We start from the raw sequence: 12218 nt of genomic DNA, 5'->3' as shown, positions 1-12218 counted from the left end.
GCTCACATTCGGCGGCACCTGCACCACGAGCTTGTAGGGTTCATTGCGCACCGGCCGCCCGAGCGCGATCAACGCCACCGGGCCGCGCTGCCCCTGCACCTCGAGCGTCTGCACGATCTCGCAGATCCGGGTCCCGACGCCCTGCTGGCAGCGATGGGTCCAGTCGCCATAGGTCGCCGTCGTATTGTCCGGCTGCGAAACGCCGCCAGGAGCGGCCGGAGCCTGTGCACTCGCGGAAGGACGCTGCGCCTGGGCAAGGGCTGCGCCACTGAAGATCACGACGGAAACGAACGCGAGAGGCCTAAGCTTCGAAATCACCTGACAAGTCCCCCTTTGACGGTAGCCATGACTTAGATGGTGGCGCGCGTTTCCACGCAAGCCGTTTGGAGCTCGCTGGGAACGGTCGTCAACATCCCGTGGCGAATGACCGGTTATGGGCGCCAGCCGGTTTCCAGCGCCGGAGCATCGGCCTGGGCCTCTTCCTTCCGAGCCTCTTCGACCACCGCGAAGAGGGCGCGCAAGGCATCGTCGACGCCCTGGCCAGACGCTGATGACAGCACGATCGGCGCGCGCTTGGCGGCCCGCTTCAGCCGCGCGACCTGCTCCTTGAGCAGCTCCGGGCTCAGGGCGTCCACTTTAGACAGCGCCACGATCTCGGGCTTCTCGGCCAGGCCCTCGCCATAGGCCTCGAGTTCCTCCCGAACGGTCTTGTAAGCCTTGCCGGCGTGCTCGCTGGTGCCTTCGACCAGATGCAGCAACACGCGGCAGCGCTCGATATGGCCGAGAAAGCGATCGCCGAGCCCATGTCCCTCATGCGCTCCCTCGATCAGGCCAGGAATATCGGCCAACACCATCTCGCGCCCATCGACCCGCACGACACCAAGGCCGGGATGCAGGGTGGTGAAGGGGTAATCGGCGATCTTCGGCTTTGCAGCGGTAACCGTGGCAAGAAAAGTCGACTTGCCGGCATTGGGGAGGCCGACAAGCCCGGCATCGGCGATCAGTTTCAGGCGAAGCCAGACCCAGCGCTCCTCTCCCGGCAGGCCCGGATTGGCATGGCGCGGCGCCTGGTTGGTCGAGGTCTTGAAATAGGCGTTGCCGAAGCCGCCATTGCCGCCCTTGCACAGAACGAAACGCTGGCCGGATTCGGTCAGGTCGGCAATCAAGGTCTCACCGTCTTCGTCGAAGACCTGCGTACCCGGCGGCACCTTGAGCACGATCGGCGGGCCATTGGCGCCGTGCCGGTCCTTGCCCATGCCGTGTTCGCCGATCCTGGCTTTGAAATGCTGCTGGAAGCGGAAGTCGATCAGCGTGTTGAGCCCCTGCACGCATTCGATCACGACATCGCCACCGCGTCCGCCGTCGCCGCCATTGGGGCCGCCGAATTCGATGAATTTTTCACGCCGGAAGGAGACGCAGCCCGCGCCGCCGTCACCGGCCTTCACATAGATCTTGGCTTGGTCGAGGAATTTCATTGCTTCTCAGTAGTGGGCCGCGGGCCGAAGGGCAATGCGGGCGGCTCACGCGGCAAGCCGTGGCGCGGCCATTTCTTCGCGAAGCGCCTGTGCAAAGCGCCGGGCCGCGAGACTAGGGCTAGGCGCGACGATGAGACCGACCGAAAGCTCGAACAGCGGTGGCAGGCCCTCGGCGGCGCCAAGCCGGCGCAGGCTCGGCGGCACCGCACTCTCGGTGATCGCCGTGACGCAGAATCCGGCCTCGACCGCGGAGATCACTCCCGCCGTATGCGAGGAGGAAAAGACCAGCCGATGCGCCCGCCCTGCCCCGGTGAGCGCCGCCAGGACACGAGGGCGCGCCCGGCAGCCTTCGGAAAATAAAGCGAGCGGCAGAACCTCCTGCAATTCCGGGCGATGACCGCGCGCCGCAACCCAGACCAGCGGCTCGCGGCGCAGCGTTTCTCCCTTTGGCCGGACCGGATCCTGCGTGATCACGGCAATATCGAACTCGCCGGCCGCAAGCGCAGGCTCGATCCGTTTCGAGAGATCGCAACGCAGTTCCAGCTCGACACGCGGATGCTCGGCCGCAAATCGTGCGATCAGCGGACGCAAGTAGGCGTCGACATAATCGTCGGGCACGCCGACGCGCAGTCGCCCCGTGGCTGCCTCGCCGCCCAGATCAGCCAGCGCTTCGCGCTCGACCGCGAGCAGGCGGCGGGCATGACCGATCAGCCTTTCGCCGGCGTCGGTCGGTGTCACCCCACGCCGCGAGCGCTCGAGCAGCTTCTGGCCCAATTGCGCTTCGAGATCCTGGATGCGGACCGAAACCGCCGATTGCGTGCGGCCGAGCCTGACGCTCGCTGCCGTGAAACCGCCGGTCTCGGCGACCGTCACCAGCATATCGAGCGCCGCCAGATCGAAATGAGTCGCCATCGCCTCGCTCCATCGGAATTTCGAATGGAACGATGAGAATAATCCGTTTTTCCGATTGAAGGAAGCACCCTATATCGCCGGCACTGCCCGTCGCGGATGACCCTGATGACCACCCCGAGCCTCGCCCTGTCACGTCCGGCTGCACCCGGCCTTGCCATGTTCGTCGCCCTGATGACTGGCGCGACCTGCATCGGCTTTTCCGGCATCTTCGTGCGCTATGCCGATGTCGGACCGGCCGCCGCCGGCTTCTGGCGCATGCTCTTTGCCCTGCCCGTGCTCGCAGCCTGGACCGCGTTCGAACAGCGCAAGCCCAGATCGGGGGCCGCGCGCTCGGGGAGCTGGTGGCCGATCGCGCTGGCCGGGTTCGCCTTCGCCGTCGACGTGACGCTCTACAATGCCTCGCTCGGCTTCACGACGATCGCCAACGCCTCGCTGCTCGGCAATCTCTCGCCGGTCGTCGTCGTCCTGGCGGCCTGGCTCCTGCTCGGTGAGAAGCCGACCGGGCGCATCCTCGGCGCGCTGTTGCTGGCGATCGGCGGTGCGTTGATGCTGGTGCTGCCGAAATTCGCGTCTTCTACGGCCGCGGCCAGTCCGGGCAGCATTTTCGGCGACAGCCTGGCGGTCGGAGCAGCCTTCTCCTACGCCATCTACATCATCGCCATTCGCCGGGCCCGGGATTTTGCCGATGCCGGGCGCATCGGCCTGATCTCCAGCGCGCTCTGCGCCGTCTTCTGCATCGCGGTCGCGATCCTGCTTGGCGAAACCATCCTGCCGCAGAGTCTACAGGGCTGGCTTGCGGTCATCGCGCTCGGACTCGTCTCGCATGCGCTGGGCCAGGGTTTGATCACGCTGGCGCTCGGCCAATACGGCGCCAGCGCCGCCTCGCTGGTGATGGTCTGGCCGGCACTGGTCAGCGTTCTCGCTGCCTGGGCGATCTTTGCCGAGCAGCCCTCGCCCGCGCAGGCCTTTGGCGGCGTGGCGATTCTGGCAGCCGTTCTGCTGGTGCGGAAGGGCTGAGATTTGCTGCCGGACCTGGCCCCGCCCCTCTGAAGCGGCCTGAGATTGCTCCCCCAGCCGCGGAGCACAGCAGGGTTCTGCGGCCMGACCTCGAAACTATAGACGCAAAGCCGCTTCCGCTCGGCTCCGTCCTGCCCGTCGTGTCCTGCCCGTCGACCCTACTCCGCCGCAAGCCGCGGCGGCGGCAGCTTTCCACTCATCGCCTTGGCGCTGGCTTCGCCGGGCGATTCCTCATCCCCCATGGGCTCCCAGGCCGATTCATCCTCCGGCTTGCTGAAGAAGCGGCCGAAGAGCCAGCTGAAACCACGGCCGATATCGTCCATCACCGTGTAGAAGGACGGCACGAAGACGAGGCTGAGCACGGTCGAGACGATCAGACCGCCGATCACCGCGATCGCCATCGGCGCGCGGAACTCGCCGCCATCGCCGACGCCATAGGCGGAGGGCAACATGCCCGCCGCCATCGCGATCGTCGTCATCACGATCGGCCGGGCCCGCTTGCGCCCGGCTTCGAGCAGTGAGGTGATCCGGTCCTTGCCGCGGGCGACCTCCTCCACCGCGAAATCGACCAGCATGATCGCGTTCTTGGTGACGATGCCCATCAGCATCAGCAGGCCGATATAGACCGGCATCGAGACCGGGTTATTGGTCGCGAGCAGCGCAATCACCACGCCGCCGAAGGAGAGCGGCAGCGAGAGCAGGATGGTCACCGGCTGGGCGACCGAGCCGAACAGCAGGATCAGCAGCGCGAAGACCAGCATCAGGCCAGTCGTCATCGCCGTGATGAAGCCCTGCACGACCTCGCCCTGGATCTCGGCGTCACCGGTGGCGGCAATCCTGACGCCCGCCGGCAGTCCGACCTCTTTGACGATCTCGTTGAAGGTATCCTGCGCGGTGCCGAGTTCGAAACCACGTTTCAGGTCGGCGCCGATCGCAGCCCGTCGGACGCGGTCATAGCGGTCGATCGAGCTCGGCCCCTCGCCGAAGCCGATATCGGCCACCGCCGTCAGCGGAATCGAGACGCCGCTCGTATTGGTGACACGCAGGGCGGCAATATTCCGGATGTCGGCACGCGCTGCCTCATCGAGCTGGACACGGATCGGCACCAGCCGGTCGCCGGCATTGAACTTGGCAAGATTGGCACCCGCATCGCCGATCGTCGCGATGCGCACCGCTTCCGAGATTGCCTCCGGCGTGACGCCGAGCGTTGCTGCCTGCTCGAGTTTCGGGGTGACGCGCAGCTCCGGCCGGCTGAGTGAGCCAGCGGTCGCGACATTGAGGTAGCCGTCGACCTGGCGCATGCGCGCCTCGATCCGGGCAACCGCCTCGTCGAGCGCATCGCCGTCCTTGGAGAGAATCGAGAACGCCATCTCGCGCTCGCCGCGCTCGTTGACATACCAGGCCCGGGCATCGGGGACGGTGGCGAGCTTCTCGGCGATGACGACCTTCAGGTCCTTTTGCTTGACCGCACGATCGCTCTTTGGCGTCAGCATGATCGTGACCGAGGCGCGCCGGACCTCGCGCTGTCCGGTCGGCGAGGCGCCACCGAGCACGAAGACATGCCTGACCTCGGGAATCGTCTTCAGCGCGTCGACGATCTGGTCGGTCGTGACGCGGGTTTCTTCCAGCGTTGCGCCCGGCGGCAACTCGACGCTGGCGACGACACGCGCAGTGTCCTCCTCCGGGAAGAAGCCCGTCGGCAGCAAGGCCGTCGCCTGGATCGAGGCGAACAGGAAGATGAAGCCGACCACCAGGGTCACATAGGCCATGTTGAATGGCAGCTTGCGCCAGCGCCCCGTCCCATCGAAACGCGGCAGCAACGGCAGGCGGATCCGCGCGAGAGTGAGCCGCAGCAAGCCGACATAGCCGCGCATGAACGGACCAGGCCTGTCATCCTCGTGCTTCACGGGTCGCATCAGATAGGCCGCCATCATCGGCGTGATCAGTCGCGCCACCAGCAGCGAGAACAGCACCGCGATGGCAACCGTCAGGCCGAACTGGCGGAAATACTGCCCGGCGATACCGCCCATGAAGGAGACCGGCGCGAAGATCGCGACGATGGTCAGGGTGATCGCGATGACCGCGAGCCCGATTTCATCGGCCGCCTCCATCGCCGCGCGATAGGGCGATTTGCCCATCTTCATATGGCGCACGATGTTCTCGATCTCGACGATCGCGTCGTCGACCAGGATGCCGGTGACGAGCGTGATTCCGAGCAGACTGACCAGATTGAGCGAGAAGCCCAGCATCTGCATCGCCCAGAAGGTGGGGATGGCCGAAAGCGGTAGTGCGATGGCGGTGATCAGCGTCGCGCGCCAGTTGCGCAGGAAGAGGAAGACGACGAGCACGGCCAGCGCCGCCCCCTCGAACAGCGTCTCCATCGCCGCCTGGTAGTTGCCATGGGTATAGGCGACGGCATCGTCGATCAGCTTCAGCTCGATCGACGGGTAGCGCTTGTTCAGCTCGTCGATGCGCGCTGCAACCACCTGCTTGACCGAGAGCTCGCTCGAACCCTTGGAGCGGAACACCGCGAAGGTGACGACGGGCTGCTTGTCCAGGCGACTGAAGGAACGCGGCTCGGAATTGGAATCCTCGACGCGGCCAAGCTCCTTCAGCCTCACCTCGCGGCCACCGGTGAGCGAGATCTTGGTCTCGGCAAGCTCTGCTACCGTACGTGCCCCGGCGAGCGTGCGAATCGCCTGTTCCTGGCCGCCAACCTCGCCGCGCCCACCGGCGAGGTCGACATTGGTCGCCCGAATCTGCCGGTTGACTTCGCCAGCCGTTGTCCCGAGCGCCAGCAACCGGTCGGGATCGAGCGAAATCCTGATCTCGCGATCGACGCCACCGTAGCGATCGACACGGCCAACGCCCTTCAGCCCCTGCAATTCGCGCGCAACGACATCGTCGACATGCCAGGAGAGTTGCTCCAGCGTCATGCCGGGCGACGATGCGCCATAGCTCAGGACCGACTGGCCCTCGACATCGATGCGCTGGATCACCGGCTCGTCGATGGTGCGTGGCAAATCCGCCCTGACCTTGGCGATGGCGTCCTTGACGTCGTTGACCGCCCGGTCGGTGTTCACCTCCAGCCGGAACTCGATCAGGGTGAGCGACTGGCCGTCGGTCAGCGTCGACATCACATGCTTGACGCCCGTGATGTTGGCGACCGCATCCTCGATGCGCTTGCTGACCTGGCTTTCAAGCTCCGCCGGCGCTGCGCCGGCCTGGGTCACTGAGACCGAGACGAAAGGCACGTCGATATTCGGCATCCGCGTGACCGGCAGTGTCGAAAACGACATCACCCCAARCACGCAGAGCACCACGAAGAGCAGGATGGCCGGGACCGGTTTGCGGATCGACCAGGCAGAGAAATTGATGTTCATTCCGCCGGCCCCGTCAATTCGTCGCGATCGGGGTAACCGCGTCGCCGTCGCGCACGAAAGTGCCCGCGCGCGCGACCACGGTCTCGCCTTCGGCGAGACCGGAGGTGATCTCGATCCGGCCGTTTCCGGTCAGTCCCAGCGTCACCTTCTTGGTGCTGACCTTGCCGTCCTTGACGCTCTGCACCAGCGCTCCATTGCGCGAATAGGTGATGGCGGAGAGCGGTAGGGTGATGCTCGTCTTGCGCCCGGTTTCGATCACCCCGCGAGCAAAGGAGCCAAGCGCGACCGGCGGATTATCCTTAAGGGCGATTCGCACGCGCCCGAGCCGAGACGCCTTGTCGACCTGCGGTGCAATCAACCTGATCTCACCGACGAGCGGCTTCTGGGCTCCCGCCGGCGTGACTGCGACCCTCTGGCCGAGCTTAAGCGAGCTAAGTTCGACCTCCGCGACATCCGCCTCGAGTTCGATCGCACCATCGGCGATGATGCGGAAGAGGGGTTCGGTAGCGGCCAGGGGCGCCATGGCGCCAAGCTTGGCGCGGCGCTGGCTGACGATTCCGGCTGCGGGAGCCTTGATCTCGGTACGCGCGAGCTTCACGGCGATATCGCGCTCCTGCGCCTTGGCCAGCGCAAGATCTGCTGTCGCGATGGCAAGCGCATGCTGCGCCGAGTTGACGCGGGCGACCGTCGTCCTCGCCGCCGCGGACCGGAGATCGAAGGTCTCGATGCTGGCATTGCCCGAATCGCGCAGGGCCTTGGTCCGCTCGAAAGCATTCTCGGCCTGAACACGATTGGCTTCCGCTTCGCTGACCTGGGCCCTGGCCTGGGCGATCGCTGCTTCGGCACGCGCGATCTGTGCCTCGTTTTGGGTGTGAAGGACGTCAAGCGTCGTCCGAGAGAGGCGTGCCAGCACCTGGCCCGCCGTCACGCGGTCCCCCTCTTCCGCAAGGATCTCGACGAGCGCGAAGCCATCGATCTCTGGCGAAACCAGAACCTCGTCGCGCGCGATCATCGAGCCGGAGACCACGACGCTCTGCACGATTTCCGCGGTCGTGGCCGGGGTAACCGTCACGGCCGGGCCATGGGCGGGAGCCGTTGCCTGCGCGGCCGCGCTGGCTGGCGTCTGGGCCGAGGCCGAGACAGACGGCAGCAGCGCCAGGGTCAGCAGGGACAGGGCAGCCAGGCGCGTCAGCGCGAGGGGAAGCGGCAACATGGTGATAACCTTCGAATCAGTCATGGCTGATTTGTGTGTGGGGATTGCAGGCGCATTGCCTGAGCCAATCCGCGCATCGCGGTGAACATCGTCTCGGCAGCAGCTTCGGTGTCGAAATTCGGATCCAAGGCGCGCCGGCAGAAGAAGCCGTCGGCAAGCATCGACATCGCCTGCAGGAAGCGGACCTCGTCGAGATCGGCCGGCAGCTCGCCGCCGTCCTTGGCCGCGGAGACCGCGACCGTCAGGCCTGTCATGACCATGCCGTCGATATCGGCGCACATCGCCGCCATTTCCGGATTGCGTGCGGCTTCCGCCCAGATCTGCAACGCGATGATGGCCTTTTCGCGCGGCTCATCGACGAGATGCCGCCGCGCAAGTGCCTCGAGCTGGTCAAGGAGGTTGCCGGCGCGCGGATCAAGCGCCGCGAAATCTGCGACGATCGAAGCCCGGTCCCGCTCGGCCATCCCAGCGATGATCACGTCCTTGGAGGCGAAGTAGCGGTAAAGATTGCCCGGGCTCATGCCGGCCTCGGCCGCAACGTCATTCATCGTTGCGGCATGGAAACCGGCGCGCGCGAAGACGCGCTCCGCCGCATCGAGGATGCGCGAATGGCGCTCCGTCAGGGCGCGCTCGGAAGAGGCGAAGGCAAAGGGTGGTGGCAAACGAGGAATCCGAAATGAGAATGAACGTTCATTCTCATGACCTATCGTGAACTTGAAGTCAAGAAGCGTGCGCTCCCGGCGGAATCAGGGCGCCGCCATGCAAAAAACACCTGCGCGCCATGCAACCCTGGCGCATGAATTGCTTGCTCGGTCCCGCATGGAACCGCATTGTCAGTTCATGGATGGATGGTGCGCCACTGGGCGCGACCTTGGCGCGTGAGCGATCCGAAGCCCGTGATGAACGATCAGCCCTTTCGTCTCAGCGCTGCCCGCAAGCTCCGCTCCCCCCTTCGCCCCATCAGGAACAGGCCGGCACCGAAGCCTGTCCTGATCGTCCTGCACCAGGAACATTCGACCTCCGGCCGGGTCGGCCGCCTTCTGGCGGCGCGGGGGCACGCGCTCGATATCCGCAAGCCGCGCTTCGGCGATCCGCTCCCGGTGACCATGCGCGATCATGCCGGCGCCGTGATCTTCGGCGGCCCGATGAGCGCCAACGACCCCGATGATTTCGTCAAGGCCGAGATCGACTGGATCGGCACCTGCCTGAAGGAAGAGGCCCCCTTTCTCGGCATCTGCCTGGGCGCCCAGATGCTCACGCGACATCTGGGCGGCACCGTCTACACGCACCCGCAGGGCCGGGCCGAGATCGGCTATTACGATCTTGCGCTGACGGAAGCCGGGCATTCGCATGCGAGCGAGGCCGGCTTCGCCTGGCCCTCGACCGTGTACCAATGGCATCGCGAGGGCTTCGATTGCCCTAGCGGCGCCGAATGCCTCGCAACCGGGGGCGATTTCCCGGTCCAGGCCATTCGCTCGGGCCCCAAGGCCTATGGCATCCAGTTTCATCCCGAGGTGACCCCGGCGATGATGTGCCGCTGGTCGGTGCGCGCGCATGAGCGCACCCTGATGCCCGGGGCCCAGCTGCGCCATCAGCATCTCGAAGGCTGGTATCGCTATGATCCCGCCGTCAGGGCCTGGCTCGACGGCTTCCTCGACCACTGGCTGCACGTGCCGGTGGATGGAGAGACCTCCCTCGCATGACCCGTACCTCGCTTGTCCTCGGCGCCGGCATTGTCGGCGTCTCCTGTGCGCTCGCGCTGCAGAAACGCGGCTTCATGGTCACCCTGATCGACCGGCGCGAGCCCGGCAGCGAAACCTCCTACGGCAATGCCGGCGTGGTCAGCCCGACCTCCGTCGTCCCGCTCAACAATCCCTCGCTCTGGAAGAGCCTGCCGAACTATCTCGGCAACCAGCACGCTGCCGTGCGCTATCGCTGGGGCCACCTGCTGCGGAATCCCGGCTGGGTCCTGCGCTTCCTCGCCGAGACGCGCCCATCCCGTCTCGCGCCGCGCGTTGCCGCACTCCAGGGTCTGACGGCTCAGGCCCTGACCTTGCACAAGGCGTGGATGGCAGAGGCTGGAATCAGCCATCGCCTGCGTGAAACCGGTACGCTGAAGCTCTGGCGCAGCGAGGCCGGTCAACAGGCTGCCCGCACCGAGCAGCAGTGGCTCGAGGATCATGGCTTTCGTGCCGACTATCTCGATCGGCAGGCCCTTTCGGCGGTCGAGCCCGATCTCAACCCGATCTTTTCGGCCGGCCTGTGGTTGCGGGACAACGGCTCGGTCGACTGGCCGCAGGCCGTGGTCGCAGCCTATGCGGCGCTCTTCGCCGCGCGCGGCGGCAAGATCGTCCGCGCCGCCGCCTCAGGGCTCTCCAGGACACCCCAGGGCTGGCGCGCTACGACCGATTCCGGCAGCTTCGATGCCGGAATCGCCGTGGTCGCGCTCGGCCCATGGAGCACCGACCTGCTGCACCCGCTCGGGCTGAGCGTCCCGCTCAATGTCGAGCGCGGTTATCACCGCCATTACAAGGCAGGCGACGGGCGCAGCCTTTCGCGCCCGTTCTACGACGTCGAATCCGCCTACTTCCTCGCGCCGATGGAAAAGGGCTACCGTCTGACCAGCGGTGTCGAGCTCGCAAACCGGGATGCGCCTTCGAATTTCGCGCAGATCGACGCCGTCCTGCCACGGGCGAAGGAAGCATTTGACCTGACCGAGGCGACCGAAGCCACGACCTGGCGCGGAGCCAGGCCGACCCTGCCCGATTCATTGCCGATGATCGGGGAAGCGCCGCGGAATCCCGGTCTCTGGCTCGCCTTCGGCAGCCAGCATATCGGCTTTGCGACGGGGCCCGTCACCGGCGAAATCCTGGCTGCGCAGATCTGCGGCGAGAAGCCGATCGCCGATCCGGCCCCATTCGCGCCGACGCGATATCTCTGATCCCGAGGATCCGGTCGCGCGCCCAGGCGAGCCCGATATCGCCAATCAGTCTCCGGCGCATCGGGCGAGAGCCGAAGCCTCTCCCCGAAATGCGCCCAGGACGCCTAAGCCGGCGCAGGCCGTCGCGTCAGACGACCACCCCGTCGAATGAGTGGCGCCTCRGACCTGCCGCGCCACCATCATCTTCTTGATCTCTGCGATCGCCTTGGCCGGGTTCAGGCCCTTCGGGCAGGCATTGGCGCAGTTCATGATCGTGTGGCAGCGATAGAGCCGGAAGGGGTCTTCCAGGTCGTCGAGGCGCTCGCCGGTGGCCTCATCGCGGGAGTCGATCAGCCAGCGATAGGCCTGAAGCAGCACGGCAGGACCGAGATAGCGGTCGCCATTCCACCAGTAGCTCGGGCAGGACGTCGAGCAGCAGGCGCAGAGGATACACTCATAAAGGCCGTCGAGCTTCTCGCGGTCCTCCTTGCCCTGCGCCCACTCCTTCTCCGGCGCCGGCGTCGTGGTCTTGAGCCAGGGCTCGACCGAAGCGTGCTGCGCATAGAAGCGTGTGAGGTCCGGCACCAGATCCTTGATCACCGGCATATGCGGCAGCGGATAGATCGCGACCTTGCCCTTCGAGCCGCACTCATCGATGCCAGTGGTGCAGGCCAGCCCGTTCTTGCCGTCCATATTCATGGCGCAGGAGCCGCAGATGCCCTCGCGGCAGGAGCGCCGGAAGGTCAGCGTCGGGTCGATCTTGTTCTTGATCCAGATCAGCGCGTCGAGGACCATCGGTCCGCAATCCTCGCGGTCGACATAATAGGTGTCGGTGCGCGGATTCTCGCCGGTATCCGGGTTCCAGCGATAAACCTTGAACTCGGTCAGCTTCTTGGCGCCGGCCGGCTTCGGCCAGGCCTTGCCTTCGGTCAGTCGTGAGTTCGCGGGGAGATTGAATTCGGCCATCGGTCAGATCGTCCTCAATACACCCGCGCCTTGGGCTTGATGTACTCGATATCGTTCGAGAGCGTGTAGGTATGAACCGGGCGGTCGTCGAGCGTGACGGTCCGCTTCTCGTCGTCGATCCAGGACAGGGTGTGCTTCATCCAGTCCTTGTCGTCGCGTTCCGGATAGTCCTCGCGGGCATGGGCGCCGCGGCTTTCCGGTCGGTTCAGCGCCGAATCCATGGTGACGACGGCCTGCGTGATCAGGTTGTCGAACTCGAGCGTCTCGACCAGATCCGAATTCCAGATCAGCGAACGGTCGGTGGTCGCGATGTCGGAGGCACCGGCCCAGAC

Annotated in this window: 9 protein-coding genes and 2 pseudogenes; 3 read left to right on the top strand and 8 right to left on the bottom strand. The window is 65.8% G+C overall.

Translation table 11 applies throughout. The annotated features are described in order from the left end of the window. From AC1DW9_RS35175 to AC1DW9_RS35165, 3 genes are all read right to left on the bottom strand, one after another. Nucleotides 1-318, bottom strand: a 318-nt coding sequence (locus tag AC1DW9_RS35175) for an invasion associated locus B family protein (protein WP_476855343.1), incomplete at its 3' end; no start/stop codon positions are given. A gap of 113 nt (nt 319-431) precedes the next feature. After that, nucleotides 432-1475 (bottom strand): GTPase ObgE, encoded by a 1044-nt coding sequence (gene obgE / locus AC1DW9_RS35170; protein WP_441492734.1) that lies wholly within the window; start codon nt 1473-1475, stop codon nt 432-434. Between the two features lie 45 nt (nt 1476-1520). After that, nucleotides 1521-2387, bottom strand: a complete 867-nt coding sequence (locus tag AC1DW9_RS35165) for a LysR family transcriptional regulator (RefSeq protein ID WP_441492733.1) — start codon at nt 2385-2387, stop codon at nt 1521-1523. A gap of 105 nt (nt 2388-2492) precedes the next feature. Here AC1DW9_RS35165 and AC1DW9_RS35160 point away from each other — a divergent pair, with 105 nt between their 5' ends. Further along, complete coding sequence (locus tag AC1DW9_RS35160) at nt 2493-3404, top strand: DMT family transporter (RefSeq protein WP_441492732.1); 912 nt, start codon at nt 2493-2495, stop codon at nt 3402-3404. A gap of 158 nt (nt 3405-3562) precedes the next feature. Here AC1DW9_RS35160 and AC1DW9_RS35155 read toward each other — a convergent pair whose 3' ends face one another. From AC1DW9_RS35155 to AC1DW9_RS35145, 3 genes are read right to left on the bottom strand one after another with little or no spacing between them, the layout of a single operon-like run. After that, the gene (locus AC1DW9_RS35155) at nt 3563-6787 is read right to left on the bottom strand and encodes an efflux RND transporter permease subunit (protein WP_476855342.1); all 3225 of its coding nucleotides are present in this window, start codon (nt 6785-6787) and stop codon (nt 3563-3565) included. Between the two features lie 13 nt (nt 6788-6800). Further along, nucleotides 6801-8000 (bottom strand): efflux RND transporter periplasmic adaptor subunit, encoded by a 1200-nt coding sequence (locus tag AC1DW9_RS35150; protein WP_441492730.1) that lies wholly within the window; start codon nt 7998-8000, stop codon nt 6801-6803. A gap of 20 nt (nt 8001-8020) precedes the next feature. Beyond that, a complete protein-coding gene (locus AC1DW9_RS35145) occupies nt 8021-8662 on the bottom strand; it encodes a TetR/AcrR family transcriptional regulator (protein ID WP_441492729.1) in 642 nt (213 codons plus the stop codon). Between the two features lie 237 nt (nt 8663-8899). Between AC1DW9_RS35145 and AC1DW9_RS35140 the strand changes: the two genes are divergently transcribed. Together AC1DW9_RS35140 and AC1DW9_RS35135 are read left to right on the top strand one after the other, a co-directional pair. Further along, nucleotides 8900-9703, top strand: a complete 804-nt coding sequence (locus AC1DW9_RS35140) for a glutamine amidotransferase (RefSeq protein ID WP_441507427.1) — start codon at nt 8900-8902, stop codon at nt 9701-9703. Next, on the top strand, nt 9700-10941 hold the full coding sequence (locus tag AC1DW9_RS35135) for an NAD(P)/FAD-dependent oxidoreductase (protein ID WP_441507428.1): 1242 nt from the start codon (nt 9700-9702) through the stop codon (nt 10939-10941). The genes AC1DW9_RS35140 and AC1DW9_RS35135 overlap by 4 nt, the downstream gene beginning before the upstream one ends. A 162-nt stretch (nt 10942-11103) precedes the next feature. Here AC1DW9_RS35135 and AC1DW9_RS35130 read toward each other — a convergent pair. After that, nucleotides 11104-11886, bottom strand: a pseudogene (locus tag AC1DW9_RS35130) (succinate dehydrogenase iron-sulfur subunit); the annotation flags it as partial. Between the two features lie 14 nt (nt 11887-11900). Beyond that, a pseudogene (locus tag AC1DW9_RS35125) lies at nt 11901-12218 on the bottom strand (succinate dehydrogenase/fumarate reductase flavoprotein subunit); the annotation flags it as partial.

This window comes from Allobosea sp. P4_E12, from assembly GCF_056401655.1.
Note: the sequence above shows the minus strand (reverse complement) of the source record. Positions and strands in the feature narration are given on the sequence as shown.

Coding starts and splice junctions, on each gene's coding strand:
- AC1DW9_RS35135 (WP_441507428.1), top strand. CDS start 9,700: ATGACCCGTACCTCGCTTGTCCTCGGCGCCGGCATTGTCGGCGTCTCC.
- AC1DW9_RS35165 (WP_441492733.1), bottom strand. CDS start 2,387: ATGGCGACTCATTTCGATCTGGCGGCGCTCGATATGCTGGTGACGGTC.
- AC1DW9_RS35160 (WP_441492732.1), top strand. CDS start 2,493: ATGACCACCCCGAGCCTCGCCCTGTCACGTCCGGCTGCACCCGGCCTT.
- AC1DW9_RS35140 (WP_441507427.1), top strand. CDS start 8,900: ATGAACGATCAGCCCTTTCGTCTCAGCGCTGCCCGCAAGCTCCGCTCC.
- AC1DW9_RS35150 (WP_441492730.1), bottom strand. CDS start 8,000: ATGTTGCCGCTTCCCCTCGCGCTGACGCGCCTGGCTGCCCTGTCCCTG.
- obgE (WP_441492734.1), bottom strand. CDS start 1,475: ATGAAATTCCTCGACCAAGCCAAGATCTATGTGAAGGCCGGTGACGGC.